This window comes from Carboxylicivirga caseinilyticus, from assembly GCF_050589785.1.
GTDB lineage: Bacteria > Bacteroidota > Bacteroidia > Bacteroidales > Marinilabiliaceae > Carboxylicivirga > Carboxylicivirga caseinilyticus.
Map to the genome: position 1 here is coordinate 21,746 of NZ_JBNGOX010000012.1, position 21,006 is coordinate 42,751.

Below are 21,006 nucleotides of genomic sequence, written 5' to 3' on the forward strand. Positions count from 1 at the left end.
TAATATATAACTAACCTAATAATCCTCCTCCAATGAATTTAATTATAAAAAGAACGGTTTTATTTCTGATTATAATATTGTCGGCTTATTCTCAAACGTCTTTTGCCCAATCAGAAACCTGGAATGCTAACTGGATATGGACGAGTGATATGGGTCCAAATAATACATGGGTCAATATCAGAAAGAAGGTAACACTCAATTCAAAACCAATCACAGCTGTAACCCGAATAGCCGCGGAAAATAAATACTGGTTGTATATAAATGATTCACTGGTAATCAATGACGGTGGACTGGATACCCGACCGGATTTGCAAAATACCTACTACGACGAGATTGATTTGGCGCCTTATTTAAATAGTGGTGACAATATAATATGTGCCTTGGTTTGGCATAAAGGAGGACCCAATTGCTATACCCAGCGAACAATTGAAAATGGAGGATTTCTTTTCGAATCAAATCTTACCGGCACAACAGCAAATAAAATTCTATCAGACAAAACATGGAAGATTAAAGTTGATTCAGCTTTTGCAAGGGGTGTATTAAGATATAAATATGATGTTACCGGAAAGGTAACTTTTAGTAATGATAACTTTGGTGGTGATCCGCTTGAAGGAGTTGTAAAATATGGATATTACAGGCCAGCTGGTAGCTCAATGCCCTTTATAAAATGTGCCGAAGAAAACGAATCATTCGATTTACCCGGGAGATGTGAAGTTGCTTATGGCAATACAGAATCTCCTTTACGAATCTGGAACTCCTTTAAATGGTTGGCTCATCCGGTAACGTACGATGCCCGGCTTGAAACTAAAGGCTGGCATGCATATAGTTATGATGATTCAACCTGGGAACAGGCAACAGAGAAAGGTATACCTCCAATGGGACCCTGGAATAAGCTGGTTAATCGTACCATTCCAATGTGGAAAGATTATGGCTATTTAGAGTTTACCAACCAGTCAGAATTACCAACAACGATCTCTAATAATCAGAACATCGATGCAATGCTTGATAATAATATTCAAGGAATGCCATATTTTAAAATTAAAGCGCCTGCAGGTGTTCATGTTCGTATGGTATTAAACGAATATTACTATCAGGATTATATCACTAAAGAAGGAGTTCAGGATTTCGAATGTTTTGCATGGCAAAATTCAAGTAGTCATAAAGTGCAATTTCAGTTTAGTAATGTAAGCGGATTGATTGAAATAATGGATCTAAAGTTTCATCAGACAGCATATAATACTCAGATTTTGGGTTCTTTTGACTCGAATGATACCCTTTTGAATAAATTATGGGAGAAGTGTAAAAATACTTCACTGGTATGTATGCGCGATTACTTTTTCGATTGTCCTGATCGCGAACGTGGCCAATGGTGGGGTGATGTATCAGAACAGATTCTTTATGCCTTTTATATTTATGACCAGCAAAGTGCCTTGCTTTCTAAAAAAGCCTATCGCGAACTAATGTATACCCAAAAAGAGGATGGATCGCTTTATACCACGGCTCCGGGCACCGAGTTTCATTTGCCGGATCAGAACCTGGCTGCAGTCTCAATGCTTTGGAATTATTATTTGTATACTGGTGATAAAGAATTGCTGGAGGAGCTTTATCCATATATCAAAAAATATATTGGATACCTGGTCTCAACTTCAAATGAAGAAGGTATGTTAATTCTTCAGGATAAGGTTTGGAATTGGATGGATTGGGGTGGAAATATGGACATTCAGACAGGAAGTGCAAATGCAATCAGCAATGCTATTTATAGTGTTTTGTTAACCAATGTCATAAAAATTGCAGGCACTATTGATATGACTGATGATATAGCCTATTATAAAGGGTTAAAAGACAATGTTCAAAGTCATTTCAACGAATATTTCTGGAACGGTGACGCGTATGCTTTCCATAATAAAGAAGGTGAACAATCAAAAGTAGTTGAAGATCGTACAAATGCTTGGGCGGTGCTTGCCGGGTTTGCTGATGAAGATAAAAAAGAGAAAGTCCTGGAAATATTAAAGACCCGGTATGTTGCCAGTCCATATCAGGAGATGTATATCGATATGGCCATGTTACAACTTGATCCTGTTGCTACCTTAAATCGGATCAGAAGTCGCTACAAAGCAATGGTTGACAGCTGGTCATCAACATTATGGGAGGAGTTTCCTGCAAAGGGAAGTACTAATCATGCATGGTCGGCCGGACCTCTTTATAATTTGAGTGCATTTTATCTGGGAGTTAAACCTATAAAACCTGCATACTCTTTATATGAGTTTTCGCCAATACTTGGTGACCTTACTACTATTTCAGGTACCGTTCCAACTTTGCATGGAACTATATCAGCTTCGGTTAGTCTTGATAAAAAAGCTCGAAGTTTAACCCAAAAGATTTTGTCACCAGATAATACAATGTGCCTTGTTTGTATTCCCAAAGAGGTTCTTGCCAGCAGTAAAAAAGCAAAAATCACCGTTAATTCTGTTACTGTTTGGCGTAATAATAGGTTAGTTTCTAAAGTAAAAGGGGTAGAATTTGATAGTGCAGATGAATCTTATGTTAATTTTAAGGTGAGTCCGGGCGAATATACTTTTGTTAGTTCCGTTAAATGATCTATTTCAGATGTGAATAAAAGAACCTTAGATCTAATAAAATCATTAACTTTGATTAGATAGTAATGAATATGTTCATTGAAATTTAAATTATTGATTGATGAAAAATAATGTTTTAGCATTCTTTATGATTGGAATTTTAAATTTGTTCATAGTTCCAACACAAGCAAAGGATTATAAAATAAGTTCCCCTGATGGTAGCATAATAACATCAGTAACCGTTGGCGAAGATATTGCCTGGTCGGCTAGTGTAAATGGTCAAATGTTATTTGATCATAATAAATTAGGGTTAGAATTAAATGGAAAAAACCTTGTAACATCGCCAAAGGTTTTAAAGAAAAAGACAAGCTCTGTATCCAATGTGGTGAAGGTACCTGTACCGGTAAAAACTTCAACAATAAAGAATGAGTATAACGAGCTTAGATTATTATTTAATAATGATTTTTCAATCAGTTTCAGAGTCTTTAATAATGGTATTGCTTACCGATTTGAAACGTCTAAAGATGGAGAGGTGATTGTTAATAATGAGCAGGTTGATCTTAATTTTGCAAATGATTTTCCTATTTTATTTCCTGAAGAACAATCATTACTTTCTCATTATGAACGTTTATACATCGAGGATAAATTATCATCTTTTGAAGAAGGTAAATTTTGTTCGTTGCCAACCGTTGTAAAAGGTGGCGATAATATTAAAATTGGTATAACAGAAGCAGATTTATATGATTATCCCGGTTTATTTTTAGAAGCTACCGGCAAAACAGTTTTGAAAAGTAAGTTTCCAAAAGTTATTCTGGAGTCTGTCGAAAAAGGTGACCGAGGTATTGAAATTAAAAAGAGTGCAGATTATATAGCAAAGACGAATGGAACCAGAACATTTCCATGGAGGGTATTTATGATTAGCCGTGAAGATAAAGAGCTGGTTGAAAACCAAATGGTATATTTATTATCGAGACCTTGTGAACTGGACGATGTTTCATGGATAAAACCGGGTTTGGTTGCCTGGGACTGGTGGAATGACAATAATCTGCACGGGGTTGATTTTAAGGCCGGAATCAATAATCAGACTTACAAATATTACATCGATTTTGCATCGAAATATGGTATTCCTTATATCATTCTGGATGAAGGATGGTCGAAGACCACAACTAATGTATTGGAGCCAAATCCTGAGATTGATATTCCTGAGCTGGTAGCTTACGGAAAAGAAAAAAATGTGGATATTATCCTTTGGTCATTATGGGGACCAATCGATAAAGATATGGATAGAATACTGGATCGTTTTAAAGAATGGGGAGCGAAAGGTATTAAAGTTGACTTTATGGCTCAGGCAGGACAGGAAATGGTAAATTACTATGAAAGGGTTGCCAAAGCCTGTGCCGAACGCAACTTGTTGGTTGATTATCATGGAGCTTATAAGCCTTCAGGACTTCGCAGGGCGTATCCAAATATTGTGAATTATGAAGGAGTGAAAGGACTTGAAAATACCAAATGGACAGATATTATCACACCGGAACATGATGTAACATTACCTTTTACAAGAATGTTGGCTGGTCCGATGGATTTTACCCCAGGTGCAATGCACAATGCTCATAAAAAGGATTTTACTGCAAGTTTTTCTAATCCTATGAGCTTGGGAACAAGATGCCATCAGATTGCCATGTATGCAGTATATGATGCTCCACTGCAAATGTTGAGTGATAGTCCTTCTAATTATTACAAAGAAAAGGAATGTACTCAATTCATCAGCCAGTTTAAAACTGTTTGGGATGATACCAAAGTGCTTGATGCAAAGGTTGGTGATTATATTGTTACTGCTCGTAAAAGTGGTTCTGACTGGTATATTGGAGCCATGACAGATTATGATGCAAGGACTTTAAAAATTGATCTTTCCTTTTTAGAAGATGGTGAATATGAGATTGAGATTATGCAGGATGGATTGAATGCAGGTAAGGCTGCTGTTGATTATGTCCATCTCAAAAAGAATGTAAATAAAAGCTCAGAACTTGAAATTCCAATGGTCTCAGGTGGAGGATGGGCTGCAATTTGCAGAAAACTTTAGTAACGATTAAAGCTGTTTAAACAGGAATAATGTAATTATTAAAAGTTGACAGTCAAAATACAGAAGAATCATAAAATTTAACTCTTTTAGAGACCTGTTTATGATAGCAGGTCTCTTTTTATTTAATTCAATAGCTATGAACTGTTTAAGAAGATACTTTTATTTTCTATTTGCCTTAGTTACTCTTTGGGGTTGCAATGCAGAAAAAACAAAGAATGTAAAACCCAATGTTATTATCATTTACACTGATGACCAGGGGGCGATTGACTTAAACAGTTTTGGAGCGCATGACCTGGTAACGCCGAATATGGATAAGCTGGTTAATAGTGGAGTTAAATTTACCCAGTTTTATGGTGCTCCTATTTGTTCGCCTTCCCGGGCTGGACTGCTAACCGGCAAAACACCTCAGCGAGCAGGAGTTCCCGGTAATGTGAGCGATTTAAGTGATGAGGCCGGAATACCCACAGAACAATATACTATAGCGGAAATGTTTAAAGATGCCGGTTATAAAACAGCTCATATTGGTAAATGGCATTTAGGTCAAGGGAAAGATAAACAGCCCAATGCTCAGGGATTTGATTATTCTTTTGGTCATTTGGTTGGATGTATTGACAATTATTCTCATTTCTTTTATTGGTCAGGACCTAATCGTCACGATTTGTATAGAAATGGGGAAGAAGTATTCTATGCTGGTGAGTATTTTCCCGATTTAATGGTAGAGGAAGCTTCCTCTTTTATGGAAGATAATAAATCAAAGCCATTCTTTATGTATTTTGCCATTAATATGCCTCATTATCCCTATCAGGGATCACCAGAATGGTTGAAGTATTATCAGGAGAAAGGTGTTGCTTATCCAAGAGATTTATATGCTGCCTTTTTATCAACCCAGGACGACGAAATAGGTAAGTTAATGAATAAACTGGAAGAGTTAGGTTTAAAAGAAAATACCATTGTTGTGTTGCAGGCCGATAACGGATTTTCAAGAGAAGAAAGAGCTCATCGTGGAGGAGGAAATGCGGGTGTTTACAGAGGATCAAAGTTTAGTTTGTTTGAAGGAGGTATTCGTGTTCCGGCTGCTATAAGTTGGCCTAAGAATATTAAAAGTGGAGAAACCAGAAATCAGTTGGCTGTAAATGCTGATTGGATGCCAACACTTGCTGATCTTTGTAATATAGAGCTTGATAGATCAGGGTTAGATGGAAAGAGCTTAGTTTCGCTTATCCAAAATATTGATGATTCTACAAAACATCAAACCTTTTGCTGGAAATCAGGCAGAAGTTGGGCAGCTAGAAAAGGAGACTGGAAATTACTTGGTTATCCGTTTGAGCAAGGAGTTAAAATTGCGGAATCTGATTCTTTGTTTCTCGTAAATCTAAGAGTTGATCCTGGTGAAACAAATAATCTAGTTCAAACACATCCGGAAATTGTAAAAGAGTTGCAGAATCAATATGATACTTGGTTATTAAGGCAGTACGAATGAGATTTACGTTTTTTAAGCTGAATAAATTCTACCTTTAGGTTTTTCTTTGATCTAAAAATTAAAATCTATGATATCTGTTCGAATGAAATTTGTTATTGCTGCTACAATCTTCATTACTGCTCTTAACTCAGTTAGTTCTCAAACGAATAAAGTCAAGATGGCTTTTATTGGCAATAGCATTACTGCCGGGGTTTATGATTACAAAAAATCAGATATAAACGAATCCTATGCTACTAAGTTTGCTAAGTTAATGCAGGAGGTTTATGGTGATACTTTAGAGACCTTTAATGCCGGAGTTTCAGGCCGGACACTAACAAAACACGGACCAGCTCCCATCTGGAATGAAGATGTATTTGAAAAGGCTTTGAAATATCAACCAGATATTTGTTTGATTGCTCTGGGTACAAACGATTCTAAGCCTTCGCTTTTTGATATGGTTCAGAAAGAGTTTTATAACGATTACCAGAATATGATTGATACTTTCAAGAGTGTTAATCCAGACATTGTATTTATTGTTTGCTTACCACCACCGATCTGGGAAGGTCATCCGTATTCTCCAAAAGATCCTCATAACGATACATTGTTAGTAAAGTATACCATCCCATTAATCGATTCAATTGCTGTAACAAATGATCTTTTGGTTGTTGATTTTTACACTACTTTTATTGGCAAATCACAATACTTTACAGATAAACTTCATCCCAACCCGGAGGGAAGTAAAGAAATGGCAAGGCTCTTATTTGACAGGTTTAGAAAAGAAGATTTGATTCATAAAGCATTGAAGATGAAAAATTCAGTTATAATCTATAATAATTAATTAATGAAATGTTTTAATGTAAGATTCGGATCACAATTTTAATATCGTCTTATACTCTGGTATAATTTTAAATTCCTTTATTTCTAAATATTTTCCTTTTGTAAACTCCGGTACCTTATTCAGATCTTTCAGGTAGCTGTAATCGGAGTACATAGGATGAAAGACAAATACCATCTGATCATCTTTCAATTCCGAAGCAAAGCTTTTTAAGCTGAGTTCCCATGTACGGTTGTGGTAGAAATGATCGGTTATCATCTTGCCGTTGATAAAAGCAAGACCTCGGTCACCAATATAATCTATATCAACAAAAACATCATTAAGGTTAGAGATGTCGGATTGTAGTTGTAATGTATATTTTCGCGAAGTTGCTTTTTCAATAACTACTTTGGGCTTAACTTCAATAAATTTAATGGTGTATGAGTCAAATCCTTTATAAATAGTTTTACCTTTTTTAATGTTTGCTGATGAAGATGCTAAATCACTCTTTTGATTAGGGAAGATGTGAATTTCATTTTCCGTTTCTCGTGTAATGAATTGAAATTCATCTGTATCTTCCAGAATTAAAGCCTCTGAAATATATAAGCTCTCTTTTATTTTGGTTGCGTTTACAGCCATATCTTCAGGAAGAACCAGAATGCTAGTTTCATTGGCAGTAAATGAAAAAGGAGCCGAATTTTTCGTATACACTTTTTTCATTCCACTAACTTGAGCAACACTTGCATTATTCAGTTTCGATATTTTAGTTTCGGCCGGGAAATTAATCTCAGCATCTATTCCGGTAATACTATGAAAAATATAATAATTCATCTTCTGTTTTTTCAGGATTGTAAGCGGCTGAACAGTGGCTGATTTAATCAGTGTTTTTTCAATCTGTAGATTAAAAGGTAATATGGCACTGGTTGTTTCTGCAACGTCAAAGGTTCCTTTCGAAGGGAACGAGATGGTCTCATTTTTAGCTTGAATATTGATGTGTACATCTTCAATATTCTGCATATCGATGTGATCCTGGAAATTGATGATAAACAGGAATCCTGAATTACCGTATGAGCGAACTGCATATCGTAATGTTTCTGTGTTATCAGCCTTGATACTAGCGTTTGTTTCGGGTAAAACCGTTTTCATCGGAGCCAGAACATCGCTGTAAGCATCTAGAAACATATGCAGCATGCGTAGATGTTTAAAATGGTAGCGCAGTTGTCCGTATTGCCCGATAGGAGCCTGAAAATCGTAGTTGATCCGGGGTATTCCGTTTGCTTCTTCATTATAATATTTGCCATCAAACACCGGAGTCGACCCACCGTGATACATGTAATATCCAATACCGTTGGAGCCGCTTCCAATAATGCGGGTCATCAATGGATTCACACTTCGGTAATCAACCACAGGGCGGCGAGAATATTTAACCTGAATACCAGGACCTATCTCAGCTGAGATGGAAGGGTAGAGGTCGGTATCGTAGCTTACCGGGCTGTAATCCGGATTTTTTCTGATGTCTTTAAAAAGATAAAAGCCTGACGGACGAGGATCAGACCAGAAAGGATAGGCATAACCTGCCGTAACCGGTAAGCTACCTTTTTCAACAATGGTGGCATTGCCCCAGCCTGTTGCAGTATAAATAGGTGTATCCAGCCCATTTTTCTTAGCCAGTTCTTTCAGTTTCGCCATATGTTGTTTACCGCATTCCGACCATGGATTAACGCCATCGGTAACGGTGATTTGAGTGTGCGAAAAAGCAGCTTCACGATCAGGAACCGTACCGTCTTTTTTGCTTCCCGGATACATAAATTCCCACGGTGCCGATGAGTGCTGATATTCGTTTTCGAGCTGAATGCCAATTACCGGACCGCCGTCTTTATACAAAAGACCGGCTGTTTGATTGCCAATCTCTCCATACAAACGGTCTACGTATCCCAGATACTCAGGAGCGTTGCTTCTTACTTCAAATGTTCTTCCGTAGAGCCAGTCGGGCAATCCTCCGTTACGCATTTCACCGTGACAGAACGGACCCACACGAACAATGGCATACAGCTGATGTTTTTCAATAAGCTCAAGAAACTTTTTCAGGTTCAGGTCACCGCTCCAGTCAAAAATGCCTTCTTCACGTTCGTGAAGATTCCAGAATACATAAGTGGCTATGGTGTTAATGCCTCCGGCTTTCATCTTTAGTATTTCATCTTCCCAGTATTTCTCATCAAAACGGGCATAGTGAAACTCTCCAATAATCGGGAAGAAAGGTTTACCGTTTTTCTCGATATAATAACTGTTAACAGTAATTTCTTCTCCGGCAGGATTAGAACCACCCAGATCGAGATGGTCTCGGATAATTTCCTGCTCTGGCTGATCAATATTGATGGTATAAGTGGTTTGAGCTTCTATGCCTGATATCAGAAAAACTCCCAGTATAAATGTTGTTATCTTTTTCATATTTTATAGTTCTTGGTGTTGATATGCTCGTGTCTCCCGGCCTCAAAAAAAATGATTATTGAGATGCCGTATAACTTTAATAAGACCGGGAAGCTGAGAACTTGTTCGAAGATCACCCGGCCGCATTTAAGTTCTACAATAATCAGGAATCATTCTTTTTGCAGCCTTGATTTTCTTTGTTTCGTTTCTTGCATCAAGGTAAGAATTGAAAATCGTGAATTCCATTGAAAAACAAACAATGGATGAACAAATGAAAAGCCCATCGGCTTGAGATAAATTAACTTATGCAATTTCATAACACATATCCAATTTATCTTCATAAAGATTAATTATGGATCTTCCCGTACATATGATTTCCACCCTTCCCGTTCTTTCTTCTCAAAAAGCTCTTCCACAACTTCATATTTAATATCAGAAGCAGGAGAAAACTGATCGGATGTCATATAGTAGAGTATGCTTTGCTTCAACTGACGAGCCACAGGTCTTTCATCCATATTATCTGACAGATCAATGCTGCAAACCATCAACTTTCCTTTGCTGACTTTCGCTTCAAAAAGCATGGCCAATCTGCGATTCATAAACCATGTATCGATGGGTTGAATCAACGGACGAAAATCTTCAGGGAAATATTCCAGATTTATGGTCTGTTGCAGGTTATCAATTTCCCACCACTGCATATCGCTGTAATAATCCGTCGGGAAATCGTTAAACACAGGATGTTCATTTTGAATTAATATTCCTGTTGTATGTGGCGGACGCATCCGAAACCACGATGTATTCCAGAAAACAGGAGTGTGATGCTGAACCACATCTTTACCGTTTTCAACTTTACCTGCAACCAGAAGAAGCACCGATTTGCCTTCATCCAAAGCCTGTTTTGTTATTGCGTTAATCTGATCTGTAATAATCAGACCATCCGTTTTAATTTCAGGTTGAGATTCCGGATAAACCCATATATTCCATTGGTTTTCATATTCGCCGACAGATACAGCCAGCGTCAGCTGTTCGGCTTTTTTAGCAAAAGTTAGAGGAACTTCAATGTTACCAACCGGATTGTTATGACCAATTGCTATAGTTGAGGTATTAAAGCTTCCTTCTTTTACTACAGTAACTGAATCTCTTAGTAATTTCCATTTTACAGACTCATTCTTGATGATATTACCACTGAAATTTGCAATCTCGATAGCTGCTTTCAGGTTTTCGTTTGATTCGAAAGTGAATTTCGGTAGTCGGGCCAGTGGAACCACCTTGTTACAGAAGGCCGAAAACTCTTTGTCTGTGATATAACCCTTCTCATCCCAGAAAGCATCCAAAACACCTACCAACGCTGTTCCCTGTCCGCTGAAATCGTTTAATGATAATAACTGGAAACCTGCCAGATTGGGTGTTCGCATGGTTGCTTCAATCTCCTGTTTGTAGCACGATGCCTGCATCTTACCCGATGCCATCAGAAAATCGTCAGCTAAATCAGCCATATGATGATCGGCCAGATCTTCCTGAAACAGCTCAAAGTTTTTGGCTTTCAGTGAACCAGTGTATTTTTCAATCTCACTAAAATTGGGGAATACACACCATTGTCCCATTTCAAATGTAACATAGGGGCGTTCCTGATTTTCGGTTTTATCGCGGTAATCAAATTCCGATTCGGGTTGCTTGGTTGTCCACTCCAAACCTCGTGGAGGAGAACGAACAATAAAATCACTGTTATCTATAATTGCCCAGCTTCGACCGGTTGAAGCTCCTGTAAATACCCTTTGAGGATCGTATTTGCGAAAATGATCAACCCAGTTTTCGAGATAAGGCACATATTTACCCGATGGCTCGTTGCCGTATGCCATCATACAAAATGACGGATGGTTACCGTAAGTGTCGATGATGCGTTTAGTTTCGTCCATCAGGTATTGATCAACGGGTTTGCCATAGCCCAGCGAAGTGGAATATTTTGCCCAGCTCGGACCTTCCACTTGCAAGTAAAAGCCGGCTCTGTCAGCCGACTTAAAAGCTGCTTCGGGTGGGCAATAGGAATGGAAACGCATATGATTCAAACCAAACGACAGACAGATTTCGAAGATTCGATCCCATTCAGCTTCATCTGTTGGTGGATAACCTGTTAGCGGAAACACGCAGCACTCAGTGGTTCCTCTTAAAAACAGTGGAATACCATTTATCTCAAAATGCTTATCATTTACATTGAATTCCCTCATTCCGAATGATGAGTTATATGAATCAACCAATCTGGATGCATCTGATAATTGTACAGTTAGTTCATAGATATTTGGAGAGAATTCGCTCCATGTTTTGAAATCATCACCCATTGGAATGTTGTAAATCAACGTATCTTTTGAATCCTTAAAATCTTTAATTATTGCAGGTAAGTTATGATTGTGATTCAATCCTTTCACCTCAAAGGTAAGTTTGCCATCTGGTAGAGTAGAGGATAGGATTACCTCTGCTTTTACTGATTTTCCTTTTAGATCGGGAGTGATCTTCAATTGCTGAATTCGAACATCTGATTTTGGAAACATTTTCATGTCTCCGACCATTCCGTTCCAGTTGCCCTGAGTATGATCAGAGATACTGTGAGAATTTATACCCGGATCAATATCCCGAATGGCATTATCAACCAACACAGTAATACGATGCTTTCCTTCCGTAATAATCTCTGCAGGAATTACAAACTGATGAGGTACTGATAAACTGTTATTTGTCCCAATCATTTCATCTTCAAACCAGACTGTTGTTTGCCAGTGAGGGCGTTCGAGATAAACAACCACATCTTTGCCTTTCCAGATTGAAGGTATATCTACTTCTTTCTGATACCATACCATTCCTACATAATGTTTATTGGGTGTTAACCAGAACGGAAACTTTACATTACCGGCTTGTCGGTATTTCTCCATTGCCGGATTGAAATACCACGAGCTGTCATAAATACTTCCTGTCCAGTTGGTATGTAAATCAGGTTCATGACCTATACCGTAATCGCGAAGTGCTCCAGGTAGCATTATCGTTTCCGTAAATTCATCACTAAACCAACGATTATCTTTGCCAATCTCCTGTTCGTCTAATCTGTATTTCCATTCACCAGATAGATCAATAGTAGTTAGCAGGTTGCGATGACAGCTGAAAAATACAGTTATTATTAGAATAAATAGGATAGCCTGTTTTTTCATAAAGTAGAAGTTTTTATTACTGGATTTAGCGACAGCAATATAAATGATTATGGCCTATTCAAATATGGAATTTTTGATATAAGAATGGAATATTATATTTCATTATATTGTAGATATAGATATATCAATAATAATTCATTTTAACTAGTATGTACGATATAATTACATATGAATTTTGGATATAGGAAATGAATTATATTTTTGCTCAAATAATAAATAAACAAATATTAACATAAATTTGAAAGCAGAGTGAGTCCCTTTTTATCTGATTTTATCTTTGATAAGAACTTTCCAATTGAGGTTTTAAAAAGGTTATAATGAATTTTAATATCTAGTTACATGATGCATTGATTTTTGATGTTTGTCATGTCGGCCAATAGGATGTTTTTGATAAAGTGTTATTACATACTTACCTTTATGTTGGTTTATTCACAAGTTTTTATTGAATCCCCCAAAAAGCAAAAATAAGATGAAGAAGATAGTTGCATATCTGGTTATGTTGATGCTGCCATTAAATTCATGGGCAGATATCACTTTTGAACAAGGGAAACGGGCAGGAATTGTATTTAATTGTAGTGAAGAAAAGGTGGTTCATTCTGCCGTGGAGATGTTTCAACATGATTATGCACAAGTCTTTGGTTCTGATATTGAACTGTCGACAAAAAAAGGTAGTGTTATTTTGGGTACATACGGGGTTAATACCTTACTCAATAAATATTTGTCAGATGAAGATGTAAAGCAATTATCTGGTCACGAAGAGGCGTTTTTGTTAAAGGTTGAGAAAAATAAACTGATTATTGCAGGTAGTGATAAAAGAGGTACTGCATATGGCATTCTTGAACTGTCAAGAATGATGGGTGTTTCACCTTGGGTGTGGTGGGCCGATTCTCCAATTGAGAAAAAAGATCAATTTACTTTGCCGGATGGATTTCGTGATTTCCAATTTCCTTCTGTTGCACGAAGAGGAATCTTCATCAACGACGAAGACTGGGGACTTACTCCATGGGCTAATCAGACCTATGAACCTTCAGATGTAAAAGGAAGAATAGGTCCGGAAACCCACTCCCGTATATTTGAATTATTATTGCGCCTTCGTGCCAATACTTATTGGCCTGCTATGCACAGCTGTTCTGAGGCGTTTTATTTAACTCCCGGAAATAAAGAAGTAGCGGATAAATATGGAATATTTGTAGGTACTTCTCACTGTGAACCAATGGTTTGTAATGCCAATGCCGAATGGCATGAACGAGGTGAAGGAAGATATAATTACCTAACCAATAAAGAGAAGGTTCTGAGCTTTTGGGAGGAACGCGTTACTGAGTTAGCCGGTTCTGATAATATTTATACCCTAGGTATGAGGGGTGTTCATGATGGACCAATGGAAGGAGCTAAAACAGCTGAAGAACAAAAAGAAGCACTGGTTCATGTGATTAAAGACCAACGAGATATGCTGGCTCGTATTGTTAACCAGGACATGACGAAGATATCACAGGTCTTCATTCCTTATAAAGAAGTACTGGAAGCCTATAAATTAGGACTTAAGATACCAGATGATGTGACATTGATGTGGACAGATGATAATTATGGCTACATAAAGCATTTCCCGGATAGTATTGAAAGAGCTCGTTCAGGTGGTAATGGAATCTATTACCATGTTTCATACTGGGGGCGTCCGCACGATTATTTATGGATTTCAACCAACCATCCTGCTCAAATATATAACCAGATGAAACTTGCCTATGATAAGGGAGTTAGAGAAATGTGGGTGGTGAATGTAGGCGATATCAAACCCGCTGAGTATCTAATTGAGTTTTTCCTTGATATGGCCTGGAATATCGACAATATAGAAAATAATGTAGAAGGTATTAAAAAGCATTTGTATAATTTTTACTCACGTGAATTTGGTGATGAAGTAGCCCGGGAATTGGTTCCTGTAATTGCTGAATATTACCGCCTGGCATATATTCGAAAACCAGAATATATGGGAAATACACGTGTGGAAGAACGGGATCTTAAATATCAGGTTATTTCTGATCTGCTATGGAGTGAATCATATATCCGAACCCGAATTGATCAATATGAAACCATTGAAGAAAAGGTAAATGATTTGGGCGCAAAGATACCTGCCGAAAAAACATTCTCCTGGTTTCAACTGGTTAAGTATCCGGTATCAGGTGCAGCTGAAATGAACAAAAAACAGCTTTACGGTCAATTAGCCCGTCATGGTAAAGCAGATTGGCAATTGAGCGATAATGCATTTGAAGAAATTGTATCATTAACTCAGGAGTATAACAGCCTGAATAACGGTAAATGGAACAGGATGATGACATATAATCCTCGTAATTTACCAGTGTTTAATAAAGTTCCACGTAGCGAAGCAACCAAACCGATGGTTGAAGAAAAATCTGTACTCGCTAAATTTAATGGTATTGACTTTGACTCATTTAAAGGCGATAAGCCTGTTGAAGTTGGTTTGGGCTATGAAAATGGTGCAATAAGTTTGGCAAAAGCCAGTTCAGTGATGTTTAATTTTGAGGCAACTGACTTGGATACGATTAAAATTCAGGTTACATTGGCTCCGTATCATCCGGTAGAAGGTGAGAAACTAAGATATTCTATATCAGTTAACGATGAAGAAGAGCAAATTATCGACTATCGTACGAAAGGTCGCAGTGAGGAATGGAAATTAAATGTTCTCCGCAATCAAGCCATTAGACAGACTGTTCATTCATTGAAAGGTAAAGGAATACAAACAGTGACGATAAAAGCTGTGGATGAAGGAGTAGTAATAGACCAGATATTAATATTTGAAGAATAGATTAGCCTGCTTTTTATCTGATGCTTGTAGGAATGATACATCAAACAAAAGACAGAATGAAAAAGACTCTTACTCTATTTATTTCTCTTCTATTTAGTGTGTTATCCTACGGGCAATCAAACGAATTAACCGATAAGGAAAAGTTAAAGTTATATCCCGACAAAGAAAAAGTTTCACCTTTTCATAACGACTGGACTCAAAATAATTATCCTAAACGGATTGATTTATTCCGAGATAATCCACTGGAGAAAGGTGATATTGTTTTTATTGGTAACAGCATAACTCAGCAAGGAGCTGACTGGAGTGAAAAATTTGGAATTGCCCATATTCGTAACCGTGGAATTGCCGGAGATGTTACCGATGGTGTTTTGATGCGTCTTGATGAGGTTGTATTTTTCCAACCCAAAGCTGTTTTTATTCTTATTGGAATCAATGATCTGTTTAGTTTGCATTATGAGGATGGTGACAAACGTTTTAGTTACAAAAAGTTGGTTCCGTCAACCAAGTATGTTGCTAATAACATCGTTAAAATTGCCAGAATCATACAACGTAAATCACCAAATACAAAAATTTTTGTACGTACGGTATTACCAACCCGAAGAGACTTTTTAAAAGATGATATTGTATCCCTCAATGAACTGATTCGAAAAAATGAGTCGAGAGGATATTATACACTTATTGATCTCTATCATCAGTTTGTCGATGATAATGGAGATATGATGAAAGAGCTCACAAAAGATGGTGTTCATTTGAACGAGGATGGTTATGAAAATTGGGTAAAATTTGAAAAATTGATACTTGAAAGTCTTTAATAGTACTAGATTAGGTTATCTGCTAATTAGAATTCCTGAAGTAATAATTCCTTGAATTTTTGATAGTTTACTAATCCAAAATTCTTGACTGGAAGAGATTTAATATCGATTCGTCTGTTTGTATCATAAATCTTTTGTATTTTAAGTTAGCTTTTACTTCTTAATTGAGACTTATGAATTTACATCAGATTTTGAAAATAGTTCGCAAATATCTGAATAAGGATGTCTCAATTACCTTGCTTTTTGGTGTGCTTTCCATTGCTTTTCGATATATAAATTTTGCTATTCCGGGAATTGAGAATATACAAAGCGATCTGCGGGAATTACCACTGATTATAGCTATCATACATCTGTCTAAACCTTATTTTTCAATTGGTCTGAGTGCAATATCTTCTATTTATTTTAAAAATATCATAACGATTAACTTGTATACTTTTGGAGGACATGTTATTCCGTTGTTTATCCTTTGGTATTTATTTCATTCTCTGGAAAAACAAAAATTCAATAATATTAAGAATGCCATAGCCAGTTTATTTCTTGTTATCGTCTATTATATGATGTCATTTACATTGGCTTTTGTGCTTCCGAACGATATAAGTCATTTTGGGTTTGAGAACTTTTTATCTGGCTACGCAAAACTATTTGATGGTGCCAGCTTTGAAATGACCTATACAGCAATAGCTATCATGTTCTATTATGTGCAATATAAATTAAGACTTGAGCTTCAACATCATCAATTGCAACTCGAAAAAACAGTGGAAGATCGTACCTACCATTTACACGAGGCAATTGAAGAAATTAAAACCACTCAAAACTATTTAGTTCAATCAGAAAAAATGGCCTCTTTAGGTACACTTACATCTGGTGTGGCTCATGAAATAAATAATCCGCTGAATTTTATTTCCGGAGGAATTGAGATCATAAAAAGTTTGAAACCTGAAATAGAAAAAAGTGTAACTCCGGAGGTAAATGAATCTTTTAATTTAGCTACTAATTTTATTAATGAGGGTTTTAATCGCTCCGTAGATGTAGTGAAAGCTCTAATGGCTTTTTCTAAAAATCCTCAATCCAGATTGGAAAAGAATGATATCCATACAATAATAGATAATACATTGCTTTTTCTTAGGACCAAAATGCCCGGAGAGACCTTAGTAGAAAAAAAATATGAGTTACATACCTTGGTGCCTGTTTATGCCGACAAGATGCATCAGGTGATGATTAATATTTTAAATAACGCAATTTTTATTCTAAATACAGAAGAGCTTAAAGAAAAAAGGATAGTAATCAGAACATTTGAGAAAGGTAATACTGCAGTGATAGAAATTTTTAATTCCGGTCCTGCCATTCCTGAGATATATATCAATCAAATTTTTGATCCGTTTTTTACCACTAAGGATCCGGATAAGGGGAAAGGATTGGGTTTATCAATTTGTTATTCCATTATTGAAGAACATAATGGAGAAATTACAGTTTGTAATCTTGATGATGGGGTTCAATTCAGCATTTTGTTGCCTTTAAATGTAAATCTTGATAGGGATCAAATGCAAGATGGGTTAGGAGGGTAGATTACACATCGATATACTTCAACTGCTTGTTTGATATTTGTTTGTATGATTAAATTATTATTTAATTGCTTAATAATCTTTTATAAAGAACGAATAAGCTATCATAATAATGTAGTTTAGCTAGATATTATGATAAGGTATATATTATTTATATATTTATTCACGCGTTTAAATCTACTTAATCAAACCTAATGAAAAAGATCCTAATTCTATTATCCGTTCTTGTTGTTTTTGTGTCGTGTTATCACGAACGTCAGGTTATTACTGTAACTACTTATCCTGATGAAGAAATAACATTGGAATCCTTGTCAAGTGTAAGTCAGTCAACTCTTTCACACATAGCTTTAAATGATTCCGACAAGGAAATGAGGAGAATGGCTATCCAACATCTTTTTTCCCAATCTACGCTTTCAAATATTGCTTTAAATGAAAGTGACAAAGAATTAAGAATGATGGCCATTGAGAAGGTAAATTCTCAATCAACTTTATCACATGTGGCTTTAAATGATAGCGACAGTAAAGTAAGGCGATTAGCCATTGAAAAGTTATATTCTCAATCAACTCTGTCGCACATTGCATTGAATGATAACGATAGGGAATTGCGAATGTTGGCAATCGAAAAACTAGAATCCCAGTCTACCTTATCCCATGTTGCCTTAAATGATAGCGACAGTAAAGTAAGGCGATTAGCCATTGAAAAGTTAAACTCTCAGTCAACTTTGTCGCACATTGCGTTGAATGATAACGATAGGGAATTGCGAATGTTGGCAATTGAGAAATTAAATTCTCAGTCTACCTTATCCCATGTAGCCTTAAATGATAGCGACACTAATGTAAGACGATTAGCCATTGAAAAGTTATACTCTCAATCAACACTATCACATATTGCTTTAAATGAAAGTGAGAAAGAATTAAGAGTTTTGGCTATTCGAAAATTAACATCCCGATCCACTTTAACACATGTTTCAATAAATGATGAAGACAGTGAAATCAGGAAGTTGGCTTTAAGTCGTTTAACCCAGTTAAGATAATTACACATGTTTCCTTTTTGTTGATCTTTCTGATATTTTAACTTTAAATGCATAAAAAAAGTCGGCCCGTTGGCCGACTATCAAGAAAATCTATGTTTAAATAACTTTACAGCTATTTTTTTATTAGTGAGATAGCAAAACCTCCTCCCGGAGCCAATTTAATTTGAATGCTATCTCCTTTTTTTATTTCTTTTTTAGTAATGTTATATAATGTTGGGTTCAAATCCCAGTCTGCCTTGGCATCATCAGAGTAAAGAGTGCATTCATATGAAGCATCATCATCAAGAAAATCAAATGATATGGTTTCTTCACGTGCATCCTGATTGGTTATTCCGCCTACAAACCAATTATCAGATTGTTTGTCTTTACGTGCAATGGTACAGAATTCACCTATTTCAGCATCAAGCACCTTTGTGTCTGACCAATCAACCGGCACATCTTTAATGAATTGTAAGGCATCTATACCAGCATAGTTTTCTGGTAAGTCAGCAGCCATCTGAATAGGACTGTAGAACACCACATATAGACCCAATTGATGAGCCAGCGTACTTTTTACACGATGTTTGAACGGGTAGTTTTTGCGTTCTTCATCAGTCTTCAGCTTCTTATAATCTTTGTTTACTGAGTTAACCAGTTGCAAATCAAATATACCCGGAGTATAATCCATGGGTCCGGCCAAATTACGGGTAAAAGGTAAAATGGTATGATGGTTCAGTGTTGTTCCATCGCTCCATGCGTTAAATTCCTGTCCTCGCATACCTTCACCACTTAACAGGTTAGGGTACGTACGACTAAGTCCGCTTGGTTTAATTGGCTCATGAGTGTTAACAGCTATTTGATGTTGGGCAGCCAGTTTTACCGTATGGTTGTAATGATTCACCATCCATTGATCGTAGTGATAGTGATTTTCTATTTTACCTACGTATCCTGTTTTAACCGCATGTACACCGTGATCCTGATAATATTGATAGGCATCTTCCAGTTGACGTTCGTAGTTCTCTACCTGACCACCTGTTTCGTGATGACCAATTATTTCAATGCCTTTTGATTGAGCATAAGCACTTAATTCATCCATATCGAAGTCGGCGTAAGGTTGGGTATAATCAAAATTAACCCAGCCATTCCAGCCTTTGTTCCATCCTTCAACCAAAACTCCACCAAAACCGTTTTCTGCAGCAAAATCAATATACCGTTTAACGTTAGCAGTATTGGCACCATGATTTTTACTTCCTTCGAGTTCCCATGTCGATTTTTTTACGTGCATCTCCCACCAGATACCCACATATTTCATTGGTTTGATAAAGCTTACATCTTCCAGCTTATTGGGTTCATTCAGGTTAAGTATCAGAGATGATTCAATCAGGTCGCCTGCTTTTTTACCAACAGTAATGGTTCGCCATGGAGTACTGAAAGGCAGATTCACTTTTGCTATCTCACCAGGTTTTCCGGCTGCTGCCATATTAATTTCCAGATTTTCAGGATTAAGGCATAATGATGAGCCCGGATAGTTTACCAATGCCGCTTCATGGATGCTCAGGTAATTACCAGCCGGTGTTTTCATGGTTACCGGAGTGTTAAAACCTGTTGCGCATGGGAAGTATTGAGCATGTCCCTCAGGCGCTGACTGATTGCGCAGTTCTTCAGTTATCTCACTTAATAAAGTAGTCTGATAGATGTATTCATCATTTTCCCAGCAAGGAGCAATCCACCATGTTTTATTGTCTGAAGCCATATTAAACTGAGTAGCTTCACTGTTCACAATTGCTTCACCCTCGCCCTGAATGGTGTATCTGAACCCCAAACCATCATTATAAACTCTAAAAGTAACATCAATTTGTAGATTATCTTTTTCCAGACTTATAATTCCCTGATTGTAATAGTTGTTAATCTCAGCATATTGCCCCCATACAGGTTCCCATTTGTCTTTAACAGTACTGATTGACACCTTTTTCATTTGTACTCCGGAACTTAAGTCAATTCCGTTTATTTTCAGCCCAAGAGCTGCATTGGTAATTAATTTTTCACCATTAAAGATTACTGAGTAAATAGGTTGTCCTGCCTTGTTGACTTCCACATTCACCTGAATATTCTGATCAGGTGAATGGATCGTATTTTTACTGTCATCCTTACAGGAAGTCAGTAAAACAAGACTAACCATTAGTATATTTATAAAGTATTGTTTCATTTTGAAAAGTTTTCATTGAGACTATTATTTATCTCAATTATATAA

11 protein-coding genes are annotated in these 21,006 nt (G+C 36.8%); 8 read left to right on the forward strand and 3 right to left on the reverse strand.

Features of this window, described 5'->3' with window-relative positions; translation table 11 throughout:
• Positions 1-32 precede the first annotated feature (32 nt).
• From ACRD62_RS08250 to ACRD62_RS08265, 4 genes are all read left to right on the forward strand, one after another.
• Positions 33-2,597 (forward strand): alpha-L-rhamnosidase-related protein, encoded by a 2,565-nt coding sequence (locus tag ACRD62_RS08250; protein ID WP_430819659.1) that lies wholly within the window; start codon positions 33-35, stop codon positions 2,595-2,597.
• A gap of 100 nt (positions 2,598-2,697) precedes the next feature.
• Positions 2,698-4,656 (forward strand): glycoside hydrolase family 97 protein, encoded by a 1,959-nt coding sequence (locus ACRD62_RS08255; RefSeq protein WP_430819660.1) that lies wholly within the window; start codon positions 2,698-2,700, stop codon positions 4,654-4,656.
• Positions 4,657-4,792: 136 nt separating this feature from the next.
• The gene (locus tag ACRD62_RS08260; RefSeq protein ID WP_430819661.1) at positions 4,793-6,136 is read left to right on the forward strand and encodes a sulfatase family protein; all 1,344 of its coding nucleotides are present in this window, start codon (positions 4,793-4,795) and stop codon (positions 6,134-6,136) included.
• Positions 6,137-6,218: 82 nt separating this feature from the next.
• Positions 6,219-6,953: a GDSL-type esterase/lipase family protein gene (locus ACRD62_RS08265; RefSeq protein WP_430819662.1), complete on the forward strand. Its 735-nt coding sequence runs from the start codon at positions 6,219-6,221 to the stop codon at positions 6,951-6,953.
• Between the two features lie 30 nt (positions 6,954-6,983).
• On the opposite strand, the gene ACRD62_RS08270 is transcribed toward ACRD62_RS08265, so the two are convergent.
• The gene (locus ACRD62_RS08270; protein WP_430819663.1) at positions 6,984-9,377 is read right to left on the reverse strand and encodes a beta-galactosidase; all 2,394 of its coding nucleotides are present in this window, start codon (positions 9,375-9,377) and stop codon (positions 6,984-6,986) included.
• Positions 9,378-9,706: 329 nt separating this feature from the next.
• Positions 9,707-12,550, reverse strand: a complete 2,844-nt coding sequence (locus tag ACRD62_RS08275; RefSeq protein WP_430819664.1) for a DUF8487 domain-containing protein — start codon at positions 12,548-12,550, stop codon at positions 9,707-9,709.
• A gap of 469 nt (positions 12,551-13,019) precedes the next feature.
• Here ACRD62_RS08275 and ACRD62_RS08280 point away from each other — a divergent pair, with 469 nt between their 5' ends.
• The 4 genes from ACRD62_RS08280 (at position 13,020) to ACRD62_RS08295 (ending at position 18,776) form a co-directional block, all read left to right on the forward strand.
• On the forward strand, positions 13,020-15,368 hold the full coding sequence (locus tag ACRD62_RS08280) for a glycosyl hydrolase 115 family protein (protein ID WP_430819665.1): 2,349 nt from the start codon (positions 13,020-13,022) through the stop codon (positions 15,366-15,368).
• A 56-nt stretch (positions 15,369-15,424) separates the two neighbouring features.
• Entirely contained in the window at positions 15,425-16,180 is a 756-nt protein-coding gene (locus ACRD62_RS08285) for a GDSL-type esterase/lipase family protein (protein ID WP_430819667.1), read from the forward strand.
• A gap of 173 nt (positions 16,181-16,353) precedes the next feature.
• Positions 16,354-17,745: a sensor histidine kinase gene (locus ACRD62_RS08290; protein WP_430819668.1), complete on the forward strand. Its 1,392-nt coding sequence runs from the start codon at positions 16,354-16,356 to the stop codon at positions 17,743-17,745.
• 191 nt (positions 17,746-17,936) lie between these two features.
• On the forward strand, positions 17,937-18,776 hold the full coding sequence (locus ACRD62_RS08295; RefSeq protein WP_430819669.1) for a HEAT repeat domain-containing protein: 840 nt from the start codon (positions 17,937-17,939) through the stop codon (positions 18,774-18,776).
• A 112-nt stretch (positions 18,777-18,888) separates the two neighbouring features.
• Here ACRD62_RS08295 and ACRD62_RS08300 read toward each other — a convergent pair whose 3' ends face one another.
• Entirely contained in the window at positions 18,889-20,961 is a 2,073-nt protein-coding gene (locus ACRD62_RS08300) for a glycoside hydrolase family 97 protein (RefSeq protein WP_430819671.1), read from the reverse strand.
• Positions 20,962-21,006 lie beyond the last annotated feature (45 nt).

What these genes read in the sequence shown, in the direction of transcription:
- ACRD62_RS08250 (WP_430819659.1), top strand. Translation starts at nt 33, where the DNA reads ATGAATTTAATTATAAAAAGAACGGTTTTATTTCTGATTATAATATTG.
- ACRD62_RS08255 (WP_430819660.1), top strand. Translation starts at nt 2,698, where the DNA reads ATGAAAAATAATGTTTTAGCATTCTTTATGATTGGAATTTTAAATTTG.
- ACRD62_RS08260 (WP_430819661.1), top strand. Translation starts at nt 4,793, where the DNA reads ATGAACTGTTTAAGAAGATACTTTTATTTTCTATTTGCCTTAGTTACT.
- ACRD62_RS08265 (WP_430819662.1), top strand. Translation starts at nt 6,219, where the DNA reads ATGAAATTTGTTATTGCTGCTACAATCTTCATTACTGCTCTTAACTCA.
- ACRD62_RS08270 (WP_430819663.1), bottom strand. Translation starts at nt 9,377, where the DNA reads ATGAAAAAGATAACAACATTTATACTGGGAGTTTTTCTGATATCAGGC.
- ACRD62_RS08275 (WP_430819664.1), bottom strand. Translation starts at nt 12,550, where the DNA reads ATGAAAAAACAGGCTATCCTATTTATTCTAATAATAACTGTATTTTTC.
- ACRD62_RS08280 (WP_430819665.1), top strand. Translation starts at nt 13,020, where the DNA reads ATGAAGAAGATAGTTGCATATCTGGTTATGTTGATGCTGCCATTAAAT.
- ACRD62_RS08285 (WP_430819667.1), top strand. Translation starts at nt 15,425, where the DNA reads ATGAAAAAGACTCTTACTCTATTTATTTCTCTTCTATTTAGTGTGTTA.
- ACRD62_RS08290 (WP_430819668.1), top strand. Translation starts at nt 16,354, where the DNA reads ATGAATTTACATCAGATTTTGAAAATAGTTCGCAAATATCTGAATAAG.
- ACRD62_RS08295 (WP_430819669.1), top strand. Translation starts at nt 17,937, where the DNA reads ATGAAAAAGATCCTAATTCTATTATCCGTTCTTGTTGTTTTTGTGTCG.
- ACRD62_RS08300 (WP_430819671.1), bottom strand. Translation starts at nt 20,961, where the DNA reads ATGAAACAATACTTTATAAATATACTAATGGTTAGTCTTGTTTTACTG.